Source organism: Streptomyces tatrensis (genome assembly GCF_049310065.1).
Taxonomy (GTDB): domain Bacteria; phylum Actinomycetota; class Actinomycetes; order Streptomycetales; family Streptomycetaceae; genus Streptomyces.
Genome location: NZ_JBMDLB010000011.1, coordinates 34215 through 53866 on the forward strand (window position 1 = coordinate 34215; position 19652 = coordinate 53866).

Below are 19652 nucleotides of genomic sequence, written 5' to 3' on the forward strand. Positions count from 1 at the left end.
ACGCAGGTTCGTCAACCTCACCCGGGCAGGTCAGAAGAGCGCCCCTGGCCGGCTGGCCAGGGGCGCCCTCGTTGGTCAGGCTGCGTCAGTCGATGCGTTTGGCGGACTTGATCTAGACCGGGTCGGCGGGGACGTCGCGCATGCCCTTCTTGGTGGTGGTCGGATTGTTCACGATCTGCTTGGGAGCCAGCCAAGGTTCCTGCACAAGCCACGCTGAGCTGATTCGTAGGCCACCGCTGCCGGTCGGCCCCTGGTCTGCTTTCCTCTGAGTCTTCCCTCGGACGAGCGCATTACGGATCACGGGAGGTGCCGTTGATACCGGATGGTGGCCGAAGGCGGCCCTGGTCAATGTGAGTGGAGATGCGGATGAACCGACGTGATTGGTGCCGCAAGGCCGCGGTGGCGGCGGGGGCGGTGGCACTGGCTGCCAACGCCCCGACGGGCGCGTGGGCGGACACGCAGACCGACGCCCCGTGGGGCCTTGCCCGGATCTCCCAGGCGGCCAAGCTCGGCCAGCCCCCACTCCGGTTCACCTACGACCCCAAGTGGGGCCAAGGCGTCAACGTGTACGTCCTCGGCACCGGCATCAACACCACCCACGACGACCTCGCGGGCCGCGTCGCCTGGGGCACGAACACCACCGACGACGGCACGAACGGCGACTGCCACGGCGAAAGCACGCACGTCGCCGCCACCGCCGTCGGCACCCGCTACGGGGTGGCGAAGAAGGCCAAGGTCGTTGCCGTCAAGGCCGTCGGCTGCAACGGCGGGGCCGACATGCCTGACGTCATCGCCGCAGTCCAGTGGGTCCGGGACCACGCGAACGGCCTGAAGGGCAACGTCCTCCTCCTCGGCGTCGTCATGGACAAGAACACCGAGTTGGACAAAGCCATCGAGGCCGCCGCCGACCAAAACATCGTCGTCGTCGTCGCCCACGCCGGCAATACCAACCAGGACGCCTGCCAGACGTCCCCTGCCCGCGCACCGAAGGCCATCACCGTCGGCGCCACCGACCCCAACGACCTCAAGGCCACCTCCTCCAACTACGGCAAGTGCGTGGACATCCTCGCACCGGGCGTCGACATCCTCTCGGCCAGCAGCGGCAGCCGGACCGCCATCAAAACACGCTCCGGCACGTCTATGGCCGCCGCGCACACCGCAGGCGTGGCAGCCGCCCTGCTCAGCGAAGGCGTACGGCCTGCCGACACAGCTACGAAGATCACCAGCTTGGCGGCGCGCGGCGTGATCACGGACCTCGACTCCACCACGCCCAACCTGCTGCTCCAGGTCCCCACGCGCAACTGACACCTGCTGGGTACTCCCCGCCGGGCCGTGCTGCTGACCTGGCCCGGTCCCGTCGAGCATCGCCGGCCGGAGCCTCCACAAGGTGGGGCCGGTACCGGCACAGGAATTTCGCCGTGCGTTTCGGGAGGTCCGGGTAACTATTTGCGGGAGTCGGTGATGGTGGCGGCGGCTTCGTCGTAGGCCGCGAGGGTGCGGTACAGGGTGGAGCGGCCGATGCCGAGGTGCGCGGCGATGGCGGTGACGGACTCCTTCACGTGGCGGCGGCGCAGGGCGACGGCGAGCATGTCGCCGTCGACGGCCGGCGGGCGGCCGCCGTGCTTGCCGTTGGCCGCGGCGGTGTCCAGGCCGACGAGGGTCCGTTCGTGGATGAACTCCCGCTCGACCTCCGCCATCGCGGCGAAGACCACGAAGAGGATCTTGCCCGCGCCTTGCGGGTCGTAGATCCCGGACAGCGGGCCGCCGAGGATCTCCAGGCGGTGGTCGCGTTCGGCGAGGTCCTGCGCGGCGGTGATGAGCTCGATCATGTTGCGGCCGAGGCGGTCGAGCATGGTGACGGTGAGGGTGTCGGCCGGCCGGAGGTCGGTGAGGGCGGCGTTGTACTCGGGCCGGATCTTCTCCCGGGTGCCGATCTTCTCGACGTGGATGCGTACGCAGTCGGCCTTCTTGAGGAGGCGGACCTGTCCGGCGAGGTCCTGGCCCTTGCCGGAGACGCGGGCGTAGCCGATGCGGTCGCCGGCGCGTGCGAGTGCGGCGCCGACGGCGAGGTCGGGTTCGGGGCCGGGCTGCCACGGGCGGCCAGGACCGTGCGCGGCGGGGATGCAGATCGCAGGCCCGGACTTCAGCGTGGGGATCTTCGCGTAGCGGCCGGTGTGGTAGTCGACGGCGACGACACCGGAGTTGGCCCGGCACGCCGATCCAGGCGCCGCCCCGCACCGCGGGCACGGTTCACGCTCGACGAACTCGGCGCGGGTGATCTCGTCCAGGTCTCCGTTCACGTGTTCTTCTCCTGTCAGATTCCGTAGTCGTCTGCGCTGATGTCCGAAGTCCTCTGCACGCACGTCGGCTGAGGTCAGCGTGGTCGGCGACGGTCGCGCTCGTCCGAGCTTCCCGTGCACTCGACTACGAACGCGCTGGTCACCCGTGCAGACGACTTCGGACATTGGCAGCAGCCCCCGAACCTCACTCCAGAACCCGCGAGAACCCCCACGCCAGACGATCTCGTGCTAACGATCACGCCGCCTGTCAGCATGAGCGCCTCACGGGCGCATCACACCAGCCCCACTGAACTGCGGAAACGAGCTTGGCGGAGCCTCAGTGTGGAGAATCCTGCGGTGAGGCTAGTCCCAGGCGGTTGGTGCCTGGCTGGCCTCCCCCTTCAGGAATTCACCAACCAGCATCGCCGCCGCGATCGCGTATACGGGCACGTGGTTCTTGGGGATCCCGCACTGGGTAAAGGCGTCCTGCAGCTTGTTGTGGAGGGCGTTGAAGGTCAGCGGCTCCTTCGGATCGCACAGTGCGCCGATTTTTCCTTTCGGCACGCCCCACGTCCGCAGCGCCCCCGCTGAATCGCCCTCAGCGGCGAGCCGGGCGCCGTCCGCGAGCCAAGGCTCGCCAAACTCGCGGCTCGCCTGGCCGAGGGTGGTCAGGTAATTCTCCCGCGAGAGGCACTGGAGCGCGTCGAAGACCTCGGCGGTCTGCAGATGCGAAGGGCTGAGCGGCGTATGGATGGGAGCAGAACCGAACATCCCGGCGGTGAAGGGCACAGATCCCGCCCCGGTCTCGCAGGCCGCCTCAGTCGCCGCCAGGGTCAGGTCGAAGGCTTCCTTTGCGAATGCGCGTTCCTCGGGGGTCATCTCCTGCATGAGCGCGGCTGCCCGCTGCCTGGCCGGCGGATGGCTGGCGCCCCGGCGTACGAAGAGGGCCTGTTCGGTGACATGCACGGCCAGCATCCCGATGGCGGCACCGACGGCCCCGAAAGCAGCCTCCCCTCCCTCGAACGCTCGCCGGACGACCCGCAGCGCGTGCAGGTCCGCCTCCGCCTCAAGCTGGTGGCTTTCCGAACAGACGGGCAGGTACTCCTCAGGCGCAAAGGCGCTTACCGAGGACGGGTGGCCCAGGACATAGTGCGCGAGCTCGTGGGCCAGGACGAACTGTGAGGCCAGGAAGAGCAAAAGGTGGGCATTGCCTACGGCCACCGGTTCCAGCCGAATCCCCAATTTCCCTCGGAGCCCGAACACCCTCTGTTGCGTGTTGTAGAAACGCAGCAGCCCCGCCAGCACCTGCGGCTCGATGCCCCGCTGCCCGGCGAGCGCCAGAACCTCGGCGTACAGCCCACACAGGCCGAAGGTGGCATCCGAGACAGTGACGAGTCCCGAGCCGTCGGTGAAGCGCCTCATCCGGGCAGAGAACGCGTCGAGGTCGATGGCCATGACCCAGAGATCGTCCATGGCCGTGCGACTGGCGCCGAGGTCAGCCAGGACGTCCTTCGTCTCCCGAGTCAATGCCGTGAGCATCTCCCCGACGGGGTCATCCGGGGATTGAGGTCCGAGCGCGCCGAATTCCGCCATCATCGCATCGAGCTGCCGAAGCCCGCGATCGTCGCCCAACTCCGTCATACGCTCGCGCATCTGGGCCAACTGCGAGGCCCGGTCTTCCTTCAGTAACTCGTACTGCCGGAAGGCGAGGCTCCCGCCGCTCACGGGGAAAGCTCCGGCGCTGGAGCGTTGCGACAGAACGTGCCGAGCCCGACCCGGCCCACGAGCACCGCGATCAGGGCGGCGGTCTTGGCGTCTCCCGCGAAATCGCCGATCAGTTCGTACACGGTGACGGCGTCGATGACCCGGTCCGTCGACGTTGTGCCAAGGAATGACTGCGCCGTCTCGTCGTGGCAGATCCGGCGCTGGAGCTCGTCGTGCTTGCTCGTGAACCACTTCTTGCCGAACTTCCGGTGGCTCTCCTCGTCCTCCGGTGACAGGCCGAGGCCGTCGCCCAGGAGTTCCGCCCCCAGCAGGGCGTACAACTCCTCGTCGGTCTTGTTCCAGTAGCTCTCGACCATGGTCATGGGTCCCGCCTCCGCACGCTCACACAACTACCAACTGACCTGATGTTAACGGTGCGTTGAGGACAAGCGGAACGACGATTGGCAGTAGCAGTGGTTCCGGATCGTGCATCCAGAAACGGATGTCAATGTCCGAAGTCGTCTGCACGGGTGACCAGCGCGTTCGTAGTCGAGTGCCACGGGAAGCTCGGACGAGCGCGACCGTCGCCGACCACGCTGACCTCAGCCGACGCGCGTGCAGAGGACTTCGGACATCAGTGCAGACGACTACGGAATCTGACATCTCCCGCCCGGCCGCTCGGTACGGCCTGTCCCGAATACCCGTCCCGTTTCTCCGCCGCGCCCGGTGGTTGCGGGACGCCTTTCGGGACGCCTCTCGCGCTTCGGCCGCGCTGGCGGGTGGCCGTCCCGGAATCGGTCGATTCCGGGACGGCCCGAGCGAACGCTTGCCGTACGGACCTACGACCGGATCACGCCGTCGTGTCCTTCGCGGTGATCCGGTCGTCGAGGTAGACCACTGCTGCGGGCCGGTCCCCGCCGCCAGCGGGGACCACGTTCGCCAGGGCCTGCGAGATTGCCGCGCCGACGCGCCGACGCGCCGTCCGATGGACCGGTCCAGCTCGGTCCGTGGGCTGTGAATGTCGCCGGGTTGGATGTTGCGGCACCAGCTGAGGACCGCCCCGAGGGTGGTACCCGCCAGCGGCACCGTCACCATGCCGTCATCGTCGGGCGACACCTCGTCCTCCGCTGGGGGGCGGAACGCGCTCCCTTGTTTCAAGGGCCCGGTGGAATAGGCCTTCTCTCCGTCCTTGGGGACGTTCTCCAACAGGTAGGCCCAGGTGTTGCGGTGACAACGCACGCGGGCCGGCCCGATACCGGCGGCCACGGCCATGTCGGCTCGGTAAGCGGCGTAGCTGGTGGGCCAGTCGCTGTACGGAGGGTCCGGCTCACCCTTGCCTAACAGCCGTTCGATGACTCCCACCAGTGTCTCCTTCCTGTCGGCGTGGACTTCGAATCCCGTCGTGATCAGGGTGGATGCGCTCGGGACGACCGCCCGCCATTCCCCCCCCGTGTTCACCCGTACGGGCGAACACGGGGGATGTCCCGAACGCGTTTCGGGAAATTGCCGGACACCCAGCCTCCGACCAGGCCCACGCCCTCGTACGCCTGCGCGCCATCCAGGTCGCCCTCCTACTGCAGAAGGGATGGACCCACCCCTTCGCGGGCCGGGCCGCCTCCGCGCCCCGTACCGAGGTCGTACGGGCGGACACGGCGAACGCCGCCGGGATGTACCCGTTCCTGCACGCCGCGAGCCTGCCGCCGATCGGCGCGTACATCGGCCGCAACGTCCTGACCACGGAGGCCTTCAGCACCCACCCCGCGGTCTGGGTGAAGGAAGGCCTGTGCACCAACCCCAACGTGATGGTGACCGGGATCCCCGGCTCGGGTAAGAGCGCGCACATCAAGGCGATGTCCCTCCGCCTGATGGCGTTCGGCCACAGAACGCTGATCGCCGGGGACGTCAAGGGCGAGTACCAGGCGATGTGCCGCCACCTCGGGGTGGAACCCGTACGCCTCGGCCCACGACTGCCCGGCCGCCTCAACCCCCTGGACGCAGGTCCGCTCGGCGCCGGCCTCGACCTCATCAAGGACCCGGCCGAGCTGAAGGGCCGCCTCACCGAGATCCACCGCCGCCGCCTCACCCTGCTCAAGGCCCTCCTCGAACTGCAGCTCCGCCGCACCCTCCAGCCCCAGGAGGAAGAGGCCCTCGACGTAGCCGTGCGCGAGGTCACGGGCGAGCTCCACGGCGCGGGCGCCACCCGCTTCGCCGTGCCCACCCTCCCCCTCGTCTACGACCGCCTGCGCGACCCCACCGACGCGATGGCCCGCGAGCTCCGCATCCGCGACGGCGACATCCAGCGGGCCCGCGAGCAGATGGCCTCCATCCGCTCGGCCCTCGGCGGCATGGTCACCGGCCACCTCGGCGGCCTCTTCGACGAGGCCACCTCCATCAACCTGGACTGGGACGCCCCCATCCAGTCCGTCGACATCTCCGCGCTGCAGGAGTACGGCGACGAGACCGTCGCCATGGTCCTGTCCTGCGTCAGCAGCTGGGCGCAGTCGGCCATCGACCAGCCGGGGCAGAAGCCGTGGATCGTCGTACGCGACGAGCTGTGGCGGCAGATGCGCTCCGGCGGCGCCACCATGGTCAAGAAGATCGACGCCGACCTCAGGCTCAGCCGGGCGACCGGCACCATCCAGGTCCTGGCCACCCACCGGCTCAGCGACTTCGAGTCCGTGGGCGCGGCCGGCTCCGAGGCCGTCGCCATCGCCCGAGACCTGATCGCCTCCTGCGAAACCCGCATCAGCCTCGCCCAGGACACCCGGCCCCTCCAGATCACCCGCGAGGCGATCGGCCTCACCGACTCCGAATGCGACCTCATCGGCTCCTGGGGCGCCGGCCAGCGCGGCCGCGCGCTGTGGAAGGTCGGGCGTGGGGGCGGCTCGCACGCGGTCCAGCTGATGCTCTCTCGCACTGAGCAACGCCTCTTCGAGACCGACGAGAAGATGGTGATCTAGGCCCGTGGGTTCGTCATTTCCGAAGCGTCAGGCGTGCGGAACCTGCGGGGTGAGCGTGCCGGAGAGCCTGTGTCAAGCCGCTGGTTGGGGAACCGGTCGGGGAACCGGGGGCTCGCCGGCCGGGCAGGCGTGGGCCGAGGTGTGGACGAGTGACCGTCCGGCCCGACCCCGGTCAGGTCAGAGCCACTCGGCCCAGCCGAAGGTCGCGATGTACGCACGCTCGATCGCCTTCCCGCCCCGCCCGCCGCGTCGGCGGACGACGGCGAGAGCCAGCACGAACCAGACCGCGAACACGCCCCCGACGATCAACGGCCATGTCGGGCCCTCGAAGTACCCGAGCGCACCGAGTGCCAAGACCGTCAGCGCCAACCCGAAGTGCGCCCCGCCGCGGCTGGTACGCAGCGCCTCGCGTACCACCCTCCGGTCCTCCGCGAGGACCCGCTCGTACGCGTTCGGCGCCGCATCCGCCGTGTGCTCCCGCTCCACGTCCTTCTCCACAGAACCCCCCTCAACAGATCCAGCCCTCCGCAGGACCGGGACCGGCTCACACCCCCGCAGACGCAACACCCTTCACGACCGTTGCCCGGTCGAGCAGGGCACGCCTCAGCACAGCGAACCCAAGACAGTAGGTGCATGACGTGTCCGAGCGCACCGGCCCCGCCGCCGCCGGGCTGGACGACAACACGCTGCTCGCCGCGTACGGCGCCGGCCTGGTCGTCGCCATCGGCGGATCCGTCCTGGTGGCCGGCCCGCTCGCCGGTCTCCTGTCCGGCAACGGCTGGGTCGGCAGCACGGACAGCGTTCCCACCACCGTGCTGTCGGCCCTCGTCAAAGGCCCGGGCTCCGTCTATCACCCGGCCCCGCCATCCTGGCTGTTCTACGGGCTCACGGCGTTCCTCGTCCTCGCCCTGGGCGCCGTGATCGTCAAAATCTCCAGCGCCCTGTCCTCCAGCTCGCTGTCCTTCGGCGCCCGCTCCGGCGGCGCCCAGTGGGGCGGCCCGAAGGTCGAGCGGAAGATGTACGCCGCGAACGACCCGGCCAAGCGGGTCAACCGCATCACCGCCGGCCGCGGCCTGCGCACCAAGAACATCGTCGCCGCCCAGCCCAACATCTCCGCGACCGTGTTCGGCGTACCCGGCTCCTCCAAGACCACCGGCCTGGTCCTGCCGAACGCCGCGGAGTGGCAGGGCCCCCTGGTGGTGACCACGACCAAGGCCGCCGACCTGGACGTCATCCACGCCCGCCGCCGGGCCATCGGCCCCGTCTGGGTCATCGCTCCGGCCGGCATCCCCGGTCGTGCGGGCGACCACTGGTCCCCCGTCGCCTACTGCGCCGACGCGAAGGCCGCGGACCGGATGGCGGCCTGGCTCGCCGAGGCCTCCGCCTCCGGTGGCGACAAGCGGGGGGCACCCTGGGTCGACCAGGCCAAGAGCGTCCTCAAGGGCATCCTGCTCGCCGCCCACCTCTCCGGCGGCGGCATCGCCGACCTGCGCCGCTGGATCTCCCTCGGCAAGGACGCCGTGGACCACGTACGCGCCGTCCTCCTCGCGCACGGTTTCACCGACGTCGCCGAGGACTACGCCTCTCCCTGGCTACGCCTGCACGAGGACGGCGTCGGCTCCATCCAGTTCAGCCTCAACGTCCTGGCCCGCGTCTTCGCCGACGAGGAGGTCCGCGAGACCTGCGCCCGCTCCGACTTCACCTTCGAGGAGTGGTTCGAGCGGCGGGGCACCATCTGCGTCATCGCCTCCGAGGCCGACGCCGATCGCTTCGCGCCCCTCATCAGTTCCCTGATCGCGGGCGCGATTCATACGGCCGAAGCCCGCTACAACTCCACCGGGCAGCCGATCGACCCCAGCGTCGGCATCCTCGTCGACGAGGCCGGCAACATGCTGCGCTACCCGCGGCTGCCGAACATCCTCACCACCGGCCGCGGCATGGGCATCACCCTGCTGACGGTCTGGCACGACCTCTCCCAGCTCCGCGAATCCCTCGGCGTACAGAAAGCCAACACCGTCCTGTCCGCCTCCGGCCTGCGCATGCTCCTGCCCGGCTGCGGAGACCTGGAGACCCTGCGCTACTTCTCCGGGCTGTACGGGCGTACCGAGGTCATGAAGACCAGCCACGGCCGCTCCCGCGGTGAGCACTCCACCAACACCCAGGCCACGGAGACCGACCTCGCCCCGGTCCACTCCCTCCAGCAACTCCCCGACTTCACCGCGATCGCCCAGTACACGAACCTGCCGCCGATCAAGGTGAAGATGCGCCTCACCTTCCGCGACAAGGACCTCAAGAAGCTCCTCGCGGGGTCCCAGGCCGGCCCTGCCAAGAAGTAGGGAGCCGACGATGACCGAGCCCAGGAGGTATCCGTGTCCGACCCGCTGAACCCGCTGAACCCGGCAGATCTCTGGCCGTCACCACCTGGAGCCGCCGCCGCGAAGAAGGCGGAGCCACAGCGGTGGGTGTGGGTGGCCGTGGAACCCCAGGAGCAGCGGCAGATGCGGATGCGGGAACTCGGCTGCTGGGTGGACTGGCTCCGGACCGCCTTCGAGCTCCACAACGTGCTCGCGCACTGCTGGTACCGGCACTCCGCCGTCCTCGAGCACCTCACCGCCCTCTACGCCGGCTGGATGCGCACGTACGCCGGAGAGGAGGAGCCCGGCCGTGAGCTGGCCGAAGCCGACTGGATCAACACCCTCCACGCCTTCATCCCCCGCCTGCAGCTCGCCGCCTGCGCGGCAGGCAGCCACCAGCCGCCGCCGCTCCTCGTCCCGCCGCCGGCCGACAGCGACGAAGCCTTCGACCTGTACCTGAGGCTCTCCGACACGACGAGCGCCGCCGCGGTCCACCCGGCGGCGGCCGAGCTCGGCCGCCGCGAAGCCGAACTGAACGAGCCGCTGTAGCGCCCGGCTCTCCGCCGGGCCGAGACGCGGCGCAACACGACACCAAGGAGACACACGCGATGGCGACACCAGCGGACCAGGCGACCGGCCCCACCCCTGCCGCAGACGCCCGTACCGGAGCGGGTGCCATGCCCTTGTGGGGGGAGTCCTGCCACCCCATGGAAGGGTTGGACGTGAGTCCCGGGGTCCGCTTCGCATCGCGCGGCACCGCCGGATTCGACAGGCCCGAGCTGTCGGAGGCCAACGACTGGCCGGAGTTCGAAGAGGCGATGGCAGCCTGGGACGACCTCGTCCCCGCCCTTCCCGCAGCCGAGATCCGGACCGCCGTGGCCAAAGACGTGGCCGTCCTGCAGCCCGATGCGCGGGCAGCAGCCGAGATCGCACCGGCCGCCGGTGCCCCTGGAGTTCCGAAGCCGGCAGCTCCCCCTGCGCCGCCTGCCGAACCACCGGTTGCCGCGCCGGCGGCTCCAGAGGTGGGAGCGGCCGTAGCAACGGCTCTGGCCGGCGCCGACACCCACGCCGACAGGCTCAAGGACCACCCGGAGTGGCAGCGGATCCAGACCGTCCGAGGCGCCTTCGGGCACGTCTGGGACGTGATGAAGGAGAAGGCCGGCCCCTACTGGGACGACCTTCGCGCCGACGTCCGATTCCAGGGCTTCTGGAAGACCGCGTCCATCAGGGCCTGCGAGGCGATCGCAGCCTCCGCCTCGACACTGGCCCGCCGCCTCCAGGGCGACCTCCCCGCCGCCGACGCGCTGCTCAAGCTCTCCGATGCCACCCTCACCTACAGCGACGCCGCCGCCCGGGCCGAGCCCGCCCCGGGCCCCGCGGCGAAGCCGGCAGCCAAGGAGACCGCCGACTCCGCCGAGGTGCCGATGCCTCAGTTCGTCGAACGGAAGGCCCCCATGGCGTACGCCACCCGCGAAGACTCCGTACGGGGGGCCGAGGAGGTGACGAAGCACTTCCAGGACTGGATCACCAGTCCCATGGGCCGGGAACTGGTCACCTCCGACCACCGCAGGGTGGCCGAGTTCCGCGACGCCTGGCAGCAGTTGCCGCCGCATGAAAGCGGACCGGGCCCGGCCGTAGGCCCGTACGGAAACGTCGCCGAGCGCGCCAAGGCCCTCGTCACGGCGGCGGTCGGCTCTGCCCGCTTCGCCCCCGGCGACCTCCAGGCCCTCCAGACGCTGGCCCACACCGCCGACCGGCACGCGGCCCGGCTCGCGGTCACCCTGCCACCCGGCACGGCAACCCCGACGCAGAAGGCGGCGGCCCCGGCACCCCGGGTAGCGGTTTCCCAGCCTGCAGCGACCCGCGGCCCACGGGCGGCGGTGTAGCCGGTCCGGGTCATTGATTCCTAGCTCCCCGCCTCCCGCGGCCCGGCACACAGCCCAAGGCCGGGCCCATCCGGCCGGCGGCGGGGCAACGTCCTGTGGACCAACCCGTGGGCCGGTCCCCTTACTGTGTCTACCCTGGCTTCCAGACCCTGGTGGACTTCCCGTCCGACTTGTGGGGGATGCTAGATATGCCGGATTCGGTGAAAGTGCTTCAGAACATGCTGCTGCCAACCTAGAGTCACAGGTCAGCAAGTCTGCTCCCCGCGCACGCGGGGATGACCCGAGGCCGAGCAAGGCCAGGGCCTCCGCGCACTCCTGCCTCCCCGCGCACGCGGGGATGACCCCTCGCGTTTCTACGGGTTCGAGTGCGAGAACATCTGCTCCCTGCGCCCGCGGGGATGACCCCTTCCGCATGGAGATCCGCGCGCGCACCGCGCACTGCTCCCCGCACCCGCGGGGATGAACCCAGTTCCAGGGCTGCCGGCCAGTCGGCCATCCGCTGCTCCCGCGCCCGCGGGGATGACCCCAGGCCGTCGACGTCCGCGTACGCGTGACGGCTACTGCTCCCCGCGCACGCGGGGATAGCCCTCGGTCGGGAAACGCGTCGTCCATGACGATCGGCTGCTCCCCCCGGAGACGGGGATGCCTCCTGCGGCTAGCTACATGGCGGACCGCAACATCCCCGCCCGTCTTGGCCATGGCAGCCTTCGTCGGCTCGTCGGTGGCGGTCCGTGCGGCGTCTTCCAGCAGGAGCGCGGCTGCCTGGAGGAGTCCGACGTGCACGGGCACGGTCTCCAGCCCGGTGAGCGCGGCCATGGCCTGGGCGGTGGCGCTCTGCGGGATAAGGGTGCTGACGCCGCGTCCGACGATCCGTTGGGACTGCGTTGGTGTGCTCACGGGGCTGATTCTCGCGGGTTTCCGGACACCAAACTGCCCATGTGCGCGAGCGGGCTCACTGTCGCAGTCCCGGACGGCGCCCGATCGCCAGGTCGGTGGGGACGTACGCCCGGGGCAGCACCCGCTGCCGAGCCTGCACCGGCTGCGTGGGGGCCCACTTCTGTTCCTGGGCGATCGACCGGTGGGCGGCGGCGTCCAGCATCGCCCGCGGCACCGGAGTGCCCGCGCTCTGCGCGGCGGACAGGAGCGCGGCGGCGCTCTTCTGCTCCGCACCCATCACCGCCGCGTAGGCCCCGGTCAGCGACTCGATCTGCCGTGAGTGGACGGGGTAGAAGGGCTGGCTCTTGTCGAGAGCCCGGGGCCTGTACTGATCGGAGTTGGTCACCAGGCCGGCCTCGGCGCGCCGGACCACCCACGGGGCGGCGCCCGCCATCTGCCAGCCGGTGGCCGACAGCCGGTATGCGGTCGCGGCAAGGGATCCCGCTCCCCCGGCGTCGGCGACGATGTCGGCGGCCGGCCTGCCCGGCCCCGGCGGCTGCTTGGGCGTCCGCTGCGGGCCGAACAGCAACTGGCCCAGGCGCACCGTGCCGGTACGGGAGATCACCACCGCGGGATGGGGATCGGTCGACGGCATCTTCACCGCCTTGCCCTGGCGGACCTGCGCGTAGCCCGGCGGCGGGAGCGGCGGGTGTTCCCGGGGATCGCCCGTATCGACGACGCTGCCCCAGGCGGCGGCGGCCCTGTCCCAGGCCTTGGAAGACTCCCGCAGCGCCATGGCAGCGCTCTTCAGCCCGTCCTTTACCGCGCCGTCCGTCATGTCCTCGGCGACGTGCATCAGGGTCCGCCCCGCGAGCAGCCGGCTCATCGCGTTCCAGGACGAGATCTGCTTGATATCCGCGCCGCTGAGCCGCTGCTCCGCACTGTCGTGCAGGGCGGTGTACGCGGCGCGGGAGAGACGCTCGCTGTCCTCCGCGAGGCGGGTGGTGACGGCACTGGTTGCGTCCGTCGCCGCCGCTTGGACCGGTTCGACGGGTAGCGCAGCGGGGAACGAGGCCAGGTCGGGATCGGCGTCGCGGGTCGCCGCCCGCGCGTAGACGGAGGCGTGATCGAGGGATGTCCTGGCCTGCTGGAAGGCGTCGACCGCGCCGGGATGTTCGGCACCCTGGGAGAGCCGGTGCACGACGTGGCCTGCTTCCCAGGCGACCTCTGAGTACCGCCGGGCGAGGTAGTCGAATGCCTTCTGGTGCCGCAGCAGGTAGGCGTACGGCGTCAGCGGGGCCCGGTCGGGACCGAGATGGCTGCTGATCGTGTCGCGTACCGCGCCCACGGCCTGCGCCGCCAAGGCGATCCGTTCGCCGGCCGGTCCGCCCTCCCCTGCCTGCGGGGCCAGGTACCGGCGCGCTGTGACCAGTGCCTTCCGCGCGTCGCCCAGGCAGTCCTCCAGGTTCTGCTCCGCCTGGGTCAGGGGCCGTCGGCGCCGCTGGTCTTCGGCTGTCGGGGCAGGGGTGTAAGCCCTGGGACCGAGCCCCTTCTGCATCTGTAACAGCAGCCCGTCGACTTCGTCGGCCAGAGCGGCACGTTCATCGGAGGCGACGGAGGCAAGCGGGGTCTGTGCCACCTCCTGCAGGTGTGCGATCGCGACGTCGAACAGCTCCCCGAGCGTCGCCACCTCACTGCCCCCGAACGAAGGACAGGGCCACGGCCGCACCGGACGCCAGTTCCCCGACCTCGACCAGAGCCCGGGCCGATGCCGCGTCCGCCACTTCGCCGGCCGACAGCCGCGTCAGCACGGCACTGACATGCTCCAGCAGCCGTACGTACGGAGCGAGCCCGGCGGCACCTGGTTCCGGGGGTGGCGCCGTGACCAGCAGGCTTGTCCCGGGCAGCGGAAGGCGGTCGCGGCCTTCCGCGCACTGTTGCGAGACGACCATCGCCTGCAGCTCGTCACTGCCTTCGTCGAAGGTGATGCTGTGGGCGAGTTTGGTGATCATGTCGAAGACGTCCCAAGCCGCCGCCAGCACAGCACTGGCGTCCTCGGAGTCCAACTGCTCATCCAGCCTCGATAGCGCCGATGCAGACATCAACCGCCCCTCCTTCATGTCGGAATGGCGACGATCGTCCCACCTCGCAAGCACCCGGCAAGCACGCCTGTGGAGAAGCCACACCCTGTGGAGACGGCCGTCTCCACCATCACCGCATGACCAACGCATCAGCCCTGGCCCCGTTCCACCTGGACGCAGGCAGCGAATCCGATGGCTCCCACTGCCTCTATCTGTTCGACGGCGACATGGAGCAGGTCGCCGATGTCTTCGAGGAACACAATGCTGAACGCCACGGTCACGGCTGGGATGGACTGGCCCAGTCAGTGGCCCACTCTCAAATGCCCGAAAACGGCGACAAGCTCCAGTACTTCGGATCAGAGGCCGGGACCTTCGTAGGCACAAGCCCCGACCTCAAGGCCCTCACGGACCTGGCCGCCTTCCTGCACTCCGCCTTCGACTGGGTCGTCGCGGTCGACTCCCCCATCGTCCGTGCCCACCAGCACGCCGCCGGGGCCCGTCAAAAGGCACCCCGGACGGCGAGCCCGCCGACCATGCCCTTGGACGGTCCCGCGGCGGGCTGACCACGAAGATCCACCTGGCCGCCGATAGCCGCTGCCCTTCGTCATCACACCTGGCCAGGACGGTGACGCATCCGCGTTCCCGCAGGTCATGGCCCGCTTACGGGTTCCGCGATCGGTCGGCAGACCGAGAGCGACGCTGGACGTGGGCCTCGCAGACAAGGCCTACCCGTCCCGCGCGATCCGTTCTTACCTGCGTCGGCGCGGCATCCAGGCGGTGATCCCGCAGCCCGCTGACCAGGTGGCCAACCGCAAACGCCTCGGCAGCCGTGGCGGCAGGCCACCGGCAGACTGCCACCATCTACCTCGCCGGACTCCACCTCGCCGCCATCCACATTTGGTCAGAGAGGTGACCCGAAAGAAGCGGCCTAGGTGTATTGATCACGAGCGTTGTTGACACTCGGTAGGTCTTGAACATGGCGAAGACCTCCGGTGTGGTGGGAGCTGTCTAGGAACCCATTGCACAACGGAGGTCTTCGTGTCCCACCGTAATGCCCGGCTGACCGTCTTCGGTAGGCAACTGCTGGTTGAACGCGTCCGCTCGGGCCGCCCCGTCGCGCACGTCGCGGCCGAGATGGGCATATCCAGGGCCACCGCCCACAAATGGGTTCGCCGCTGGCGGACCGAAGGCCACGCCGGGCTCTACGACCGCTCCAGCCGCCCGCGCACGACTCCCCACCGGACACCCGCCGCGGTCGAAGCCCGGGTCTGTGACCTGCGCAGAAGCCGAAAGCTCGGCCCTGCCCGGATCGGCCCGATCCTGGGCCTGCCCGCCTCGACCGTGCAGCGGATCCTGACCCGGCACGGCCTGGGCCGCCTGGCATGGATGGACCGGCCCACCGGCCAGCCGATCAGGCGTTACGAGCGTGACCGGCCCGGCGAACTCGTCCACGTCGACATCAAGAAGCTCGGCAACATCCCCGACGGCGGCGGCTGGCGGGCCGTGGGCCGAACCGCAGGCGACCACAACCGGCAGGCCACCACCGACCAGCGCAAGAGCAGCACACCGGTGATCGGCTACAGCTACATCCACTCCGCCGTCGACGACCACACCCGCCTCGCCTACAGCGAAGTCCTCGCCAACGAACGGCAGGAAACCGCGGCCGGGTTCTGGCAGCGGGCCAACGCCTTCTTCACCGCCCACGGCATCACCGTCGAACGCGTCCTGACCGACAACGGCGCCTGCTACAAGTCCAAGCTCTTCACCCAGACCCTCACCGCGGCCGGCATCGCCCACAAACGCACCCGGCCCTACCGGCCACAGACCAACGGCAAAGTCGAACGCTTCAACCGCACCCTCCTCGAGGAATGGGCCTACCTGCGGCCCTACACCTCCAACGACGAGCGGACAGCAGCCCTGACAGACTTCCTCCACACCTACAACCACCACCGCTGCCACACCGCACTCGCCGGCAAGCCCCCGATCAGCCGCGTGAACAACGCTGCGGGTCAATACACCTAGTGATCTGGTTTTGAGGTCTGAGCTCGCCTCATGAGTCGTGTTCCGTTTCAGATCTTGGGGTTCGCCTGACGTGACCGGCTTGCGGCCGGTGTCCTGGATGGATGGGTGATACCAGGCTGCCGCCGGTCGTGCTGTCGGATGCCGAGCGGTTGACGTTGGAGGACTGGGCCGGACGGCGTTCGACCGCGCAGGGTCTGGCTCAGCGTGCGCAGATCGTGCTGGCGTGCGCGCGGGGATGGAACAACACGGTGGTGGCCGCGCGGCTGGGTATCGAGCGCAAGACGGCGGCCAGATGGAGGAGGCGGTTCCTGCGGGACCGCCTCGACGGGCTGGCTGACGAGCCGCGGCCCGGGGTACCGCGGACCATCACCGATGCCCAGGTGGAAGAGGTGGTGGTCCGCACCCTCGAGGAGGTGCCTGCGGGCGGGACGCACTGGTCGAAGCGGGAGCTGGCCAAGGTGGTGGGGATCTCGCCGGCGAGCGTGCTGAGGATTTGGCATGCCTTCGGCCTGCAGCCGTGGCGGACCGAGACCTTCAAGATCTCTCCGGACCCGTTCCTGATCGACAAGATCCGTGACGTCGTCGGTCTCTACCTCGCCCCGCCGGCCAACGCGGCTGTGTTCGCGGTGGACGAGAAACCGCAGATCCAGGCCCTGGAACGGACCGCACCGGTGTTGCCGATGCTGCCAGGGGTGCCCGAGCGGCGGAGTTTTGACTACGTTCGGCACGGGACCGTCGATCTGTTCGCCGCGTTGAACACGGCGACGGGCAAGGTGATCACGAAGCTGTCCGCGCAGCATCGGGCCGTGGACTTCCGTGACTTCCTCGACGAGATCGACCGCCAGACCGATCCCGGTCTGGCGGTCCACGTGATCTGTGACAACCTCTCCGCCCACAAGGCGCCCGCGGTGCACAAGTGGCTGCTGGCGCATCCCCGCTTCCACCTGCACTTCACGCCTACGTATTCGTCGTGGATCAACCAGGTCGAGCGGTGGTTCGCCGAACTGGAACGACGCTGCCTCGCACGCGGAGTGTTCTGCTCTCTCGACGACCTCAAGGCCGGGCTAGAGAGCTGGATCAAGGTCTGGAACGACGAGGCCCGACCCTTCAAGTGGACCAAGACCGCCGACCAAATCCTCGACCGCATCTGCCGCTACTGCGACAGGATCTCAAAACCGGATCACTAGGGACTGTCCCGTATTGCCCTCTGGGGCATCAACCGACGCCACAAAGGCATCGGCCCCTCCGGTGGGGGTGGCCGACCACTGACAGCAGCGGCCTGAGGGTTCCCCGCCACGGCGGTCTACTCGGCCATCTCCTCGGGAGAACGACGGGTGATCTTCTGACCCGCTTCCGTCTCCACCAAGGTCACTGCACCGATCCAGTCGCCGTCGTCCGGGTACTCCCAGTTGGACGCGTCCTCCAGGACCACCGGAAGCTGATCACGAGAAACCAACTCCCCGGGCTGGAAGCCCTCCTCCCCTGACGGGGACATCCACGGCGCGACTCGACGAACCTCGATCCATCCACGATCGATGAGAGTGAGCAAGATCTGTGCCAGGTCCCTCGCGGGCCGGGACTGATCGGCATCGTCGAGATCTCCCCAAACACCGGCCAGGATGTCGATCTCATACGCATTGACCATGAACGCTTCCTCGGACTTGGTCAACGCCTGCCACTCGTGCTCGCTCATTCACCGATCATCGCAGGCCACTCCGGTGATCGTTTCCGGTCCGGTGGCTACACCTGGACGACCAGCTACACCTGGGCCGGCGCGGAGAACTGGTATCGGTTCGCCCGCTCTCACTCTGGCAGGACCAAGAACATCCCCAACGTCTGGGACATGTTCCCGTCCGACGCCCTCCAGGCTGACTGGGGGCCGACCCCCAACGGAAACATCAACCACACGATGATGGTGACGGGCAGGCAAGGAGGCATGCTCTACATGACCTACCACACCCCCAACTCCGTCGACGTTCCCCTCAGCTACCTTCGAGCCAAGTACCCCCGCGCCTATGGGTACACGCACCGCACCTGACCCGAAGGGTGGAACCCATGAAGAGAGCCCTCGCGCTACTGGCGGTGCCTGTCCTGTGTGCAGCGCTCACCGCCTGTTCCTCTGATGACACGGGCGGCAGGAGCGAGAAGCAGACCGCCGAGAAGTACATCGCCGCGCTCAACGCCAGGGACCCTCAGGGGCTCATCGACCTGGATCAGCAGGCACCGGGCAAGACCGGGGTGAAAGAGGGCGCCGACAAACTGATATCGGAGAACGGCGGCCGCGGCTACAAGATCTCGAATATCAACGTGAGCAAGGAGTTCGAGCCGACCATCGCGAGCGTAGGCATCACCGGCACCGACGCCACCGGCGAGCCGTTCAGCATGTACGTCATGATGAACGAGAAGGACGGCGACTGGGTCATCGGCCTGGGCAAGCTCCCCATCAAGGGCACACCCAAGCCGACCTCCAAGATCTAGGTATCGCCGCACCGGGGGGCCCGGTGCGGCCCGGTACAGGTGGCGCAGCCCGCAACGCATTCGGTCAGGAGTACGGGGGCAGTGGCGTAGGGTGGTCCTACCGACGCGGGGTGGAGCAGCTCGGTAGCTCGCTGGGCTCATAACCCAGAGGTCGCAGGTTCAAATCCTGTCCCCGCTACCAACGCAACAGCCCCCTCGACCACCAGGTCGAGGGGGCTGTTCGCATTCAGGCCCCGGGCTGCGGCTCCCCGCCCTCCCATGCTGCCCCGATGCGTCGGACCTGCGACGTCTACTGGATCAGGTCGGTGTGCGTGTAGCACGTCGAGCAGATGTAGAGCTGGAGGTGATTCCCGCCGGAGACCTGGATCCCTGGCGGGTTTGACACCTTGTCGGCGTCGAACTCGGGGATGTTCTGGTCCTCGTTCGGGCCCCAGCTTCTTCTGTAGTCGCGGCATTCGTCCGAGGCGATGGTGAGCAGCGGAGTCATCGCGGTGCCGCAGTTGATGCAGAACCTGGCGATGGGATCGGTGAGACCCCACGGTGCCCATCCACCGACCTTCCAGCCGGGGGCTTCGGAGAGCTCGTGGGAGTAGAAATCCGCCGGGAAGCCATCGTAGGCGTCATCGACTGCAGCGCCGGCTGCCTGCCACGTGCTTGGGTCGCTCAGCTGCTGCTGCAGTTCCTCGTCCAGTTCCAGAAAGTTGGGGTACTCGATGATCTGTTCTGGTGCGAGGACGCACGGCTCCGGTATGTACTGGTCGTTGACCTCGGACGGCCTGGGGGGCGAGTCGAGGACGGTGCCGACGTCGGCGGCGGTTCGCCAGAACAGTTCGGTTGAAGGCTTGTGCTCCGGGGGGTGCTCGGACGGACACCACAGCACCTGGAGCAGGTCGGTCCGTCCGGGCGGCCGCAACTGAGGCACGTCGCGCACGTACAACTGGGCCAGTGGCACGAGGGGGGAGACCGGACCCTCATGCCACTTGTCGCAGTACAGCCACGGCTGACTGGCAGG

General features: G+C 69.0%; 18 protein-coding genes, 1 tRNA gene and 1 pseudogene. 12 read left to right on the forward strand and 8 right to left on the reverse strand.

Annotation, left to right across the window (positions count from 1 at the left end):
* The first annotated feature begins 366 nt into the window (after positions 1-366).
* On the forward strand, positions 367-1305 hold the full coding sequence (locus tag ACODT5_RS15845) for a S8 family peptidase (protein WP_422519932.1): 939 nt from the start codon (positions 367-369) through the stop codon (positions 1303-1305).
* Between the two features lie 137 nt (positions 1306-1442).
* Here the strand turns inward: ACODT5_RS15845 and ACODT5_RS15850 are convergent, their stop codons facing one another.
* From ACODT5_RS15850 to ACODT5_RS15860, 3 genes are all read right to left on the reverse strand, one after another.
* Entirely contained in the window at positions 1443-2300 is an 858-nt protein-coding gene (locus ACODT5_RS15850) for a recombinase family protein (protein ID WP_422519933.1), read from the reverse strand.
* A 342-nt stretch (positions 2301-2642) separates the two neighbouring features.
* Positions 2643-4004 (reverse strand): hypothetical protein, encoded by a 1362-nt coding sequence (locus ACODT5_RS15855; protein ID WP_422519934.1) that lies wholly within the window; start codon positions 4002-4004, stop codon positions 2643-2645.
* The gene (locus ACODT5_RS15860) at positions 4001-4366 is read right to left on the reverse strand and encodes a hypothetical protein (protein WP_422519935.1); all 366 of its coding nucleotides are present in this window, start codon (positions 4364-4366) and stop codon (positions 4001-4003) included. The genes ACODT5_RS15855 and ACODT5_RS15860 overlap by 4 nt, the downstream gene beginning before the upstream one ends.
* Before the next feature lie 1032 nt (positions 4367-5398).
* Here ACODT5_RS15860 and ACODT5_RS15865 point away from each other — a divergent pair.
* Complete coding sequence (locus ACODT5_RS15865) at positions 5399-6943, forward strand: type VI secretion protein (RefSeq protein WP_422519936.1); 1545 nt, start codon at positions 5399-5401, stop codon at positions 6941-6943.
* A gap of 177 nt (positions 6944-7120) precedes the next feature.
* Here ACODT5_RS15865 and ACODT5_RS15870 read toward each other — a convergent pair whose 3' ends face one another.
* The gene (locus ACODT5_RS15870) at positions 7121-7441 is read right to left on the reverse strand and encodes a hypothetical protein (RefSeq protein WP_422519937.1); all 321 of its coding nucleotides are present in this window, start codon (positions 7439-7441) and stop codon (positions 7121-7123) included.
* A 140-nt stretch (positions 7442-7581) separates the two neighbouring features.
* Between ACODT5_RS15870 and ACODT5_RS15875 the strand changes: the two genes are divergently transcribed.
* Genes ACODT5_RS15875 through ACODT5_RS15885 form a run of 3 tightly spaced genes read left to right on the forward strand, consistent with a single transcriptional unit; the run spans position 7582 to position 11183 of the window.
* Positions 7582-9279: a type IV secretory system conjugative DNA transfer family protein gene (locus tag ACODT5_RS15875; RefSeq protein ID WP_422519938.1), complete on the forward strand. Its 1698-nt coding sequence runs from the start codon at positions 7582-7584 to the stop codon at positions 9277-9279.
* Between the two features lie 33 nt (positions 9280-9312).
* Positions 9313-9846, forward strand: coding sequence for a hypothetical protein (locus ACODT5_RS15880; protein ID WP_422519939.1), 534 nt, complete (start codon positions 9313-9315; stop codon positions 9844-9846).
* Positions 9847-9905: 59 nt separating this feature from the next.
* A complete protein-coding gene (locus ACODT5_RS15885) occupies positions 9906-11183 on the forward strand; it encodes a hypothetical protein (RefSeq protein WP_422519940.1) in 1278 nt (425 codons plus the stop codon).
* A 952-nt stretch (positions 11184-12135) separates the two neighbouring features.
* Here ACODT5_RS15885 and ACODT5_RS15890 read toward each other — a convergent pair.
* Together ACODT5_RS15890 and ACODT5_RS15895 are read right to left on the reverse strand one after the other, a co-directional pair.
* Positions 12136-13749: a hypothetical protein gene (locus ACODT5_RS15890; protein ID WP_422519941.1), complete on the reverse strand. Its 1614-nt coding sequence runs from the start codon at positions 13747-13749 to the stop codon at positions 12136-12138.
* Between the two features lies 1 nt (position 13750).
* Entirely contained in the window at positions 13751-14161 is a 411-nt protein-coding gene (locus ACODT5_RS15895) for a hypothetical protein (RefSeq protein ID WP_422519942.1), read from the reverse strand.
* Between the two features lie 206 nt (positions 14162-14367).
* Here ACODT5_RS15895 and ACODT5_RS15900 point away from each other — a divergent pair, with 206 nt between their 5' ends.
* From ACODT5_RS15900 to ACODT5_RS15915, 4 genes and pseudogenes are all read left to right on the forward strand, one after another.
* Positions 14368-14703: an Imm51 family immunity protein gene (locus ACODT5_RS15900; RefSeq protein ID WP_422524937.1), complete on the forward strand. Its 336-nt coding sequence runs from the start codon at positions 14368-14370 to the stop codon at positions 14701-14703.
* Positions 14679-15097: pseudogene (locus ACODT5_RS15905) on the forward strand (transposase); the annotation flags it as partial. The gene ACODT5_RS15900 and the pseudogene ACODT5_RS15905, both read left to right, overlap by 25 nt.
* An 81-nt stretch (positions 15098-15178) precedes the next feature.
* Positions 15179-16162: an IS481 family transposase gene (locus tag ACODT5_RS15910; protein ID WP_422519943.1), complete on the forward strand. Its 984-nt coding sequence runs from the start codon at positions 15179-15181 to the stop codon at positions 16160-16162.
* A gap of 101 nt (positions 16163-16263) precedes the next feature.
* Positions 16264-17349, forward strand: a complete 1086-nt coding sequence (locus ACODT5_RS15915; protein WP_422519944.1) for an IS630 family transposase — start codon at positions 16264-16266, stop codon at positions 17347-17349.
* Positions 17350-17465: 116 nt separating this feature from the next.
* On the opposite strand, the gene ACODT5_RS15920 is transcribed toward ACODT5_RS15915, so the two are convergent.
* Positions 17466-17855, reverse strand: coding sequence for a hypothetical protein (locus tag ACODT5_RS15920; RefSeq protein ID WP_422519945.1), 390 nt, complete (start codon positions 17853-17855; stop codon positions 17466-17468).
* On the opposite strand from ACODT5_RS15920, the gene ACODT5_RS15925 reads away from it, so the two are divergent.
* The 3 genes from ACODT5_RS15925 to ACODT5_RS15935 all read left to right on the forward strand — a co-directional run bounded on the left by ACODT5_RS15925 (position 17844) and on the right by ACODT5_RS15935 (position 18821).
* Entirely contained in the window at positions 17844-18200 is a 357-nt protein-coding gene (locus ACODT5_RS15925) for an amidase domain-containing protein (RefSeq protein ID WP_422519946.1), read from the forward strand. The genes ACODT5_RS15920 and ACODT5_RS15925 overlap by 12 nt on opposite strands.
* 17 nt (positions 18201-18217) lie before the next feature.
* Complete coding sequence (locus ACODT5_RS15930) at positions 18218-18640, forward strand: hypothetical protein (RefSeq protein WP_422519947.1); 423 nt, start codon at positions 18218-18220, stop codon at positions 18638-18640.
* Positions 18641-18744: 104 nt separating this feature from the next.
* A tRNA-Met gene (locus ACODT5_RS15935) sits at positions 18745-18821 on the forward strand.
* A gap of 108 nt (positions 18822-18929) precedes the next feature.
* On the opposite strand, the gene ACODT5_RS15940 is transcribed toward ACODT5_RS15935, so the two are convergent.
* The gene (locus ACODT5_RS15940; RefSeq protein WP_422519948.1) at positions 18930-19562 is read right to left on the reverse strand and encodes a hypothetical protein; all 633 of its coding nucleotides are present in this window, start codon (positions 19560-19562) and stop codon (positions 18930-18932) included.
* Positions 19563-19652 lie beyond the last annotated feature (90 nt).

Excerpts from the sequence above, each read along its gene's own strand:
- ACODT5_RS15845 (WP_422519932.1), top strand. The coding sequence starts at position 367 with ATGAACCGACGTGATTGGTGCCGCAAGGCCGCGGTGGCGGCGGGGGCG.
- ACODT5_RS15860 (WP_422519935.1), bottom strand. The coding sequence starts at position 4,366 with ATGACCATGGTCGAGAGCTACTGGAACAAGACCGACGAGGAGTTGTAC.
- ACODT5_RS15865 (WP_422519936.1), top strand. The coding sequence starts at position 5,399 with ATGCGCTCGGGACGACCGCCCGCCATTCCCCCCCCGTGTTCACCCGTA.
- ACODT5_RS15885 (WP_422519940.1), top strand. The coding sequence starts at position 9,906 with ATGGCGACACCAGCGGACCAGGCGACCGGCCCCACCCCTGCCGCAGAC.
- ACODT5_RS15895 (WP_422519942.1), bottom strand. The coding sequence starts at position 14,161 with ATGTCTGCATCGGCGCTATCGAGGCTGGATGAGCAGTTGGACTCCGAG.
- ACODT5_RS15900 (WP_422524937.1), top strand. The coding sequence starts at position 14,368 with ATGGAGCAGGTCGCCGATGTCTTCGAGGAACACAATGCTGAACGCCAC.
- ACODT5_RS15915 (WP_422519944.1), top strand. The coding sequence starts at position 16,264 with ATGGGTGATACCAGGCTGCCGCCGGTCGTGCTGTCGGATGCCGAGCGG.
- ACODT5_RS15920 (WP_422519945.1), bottom strand. The coding sequence starts at position 17,855 with ATGAGCGAGCACGAGTGGCAGGCGTTGACCAAGTCCGAGGAAGCGTTC.
- ACODT5_RS15930 (WP_422519947.1), top strand. The coding sequence starts at position 18,218 with ATGAAGAGAGCCCTCGCGCTACTGGCGGTGCCTGTCCTGTGTGCAGCG.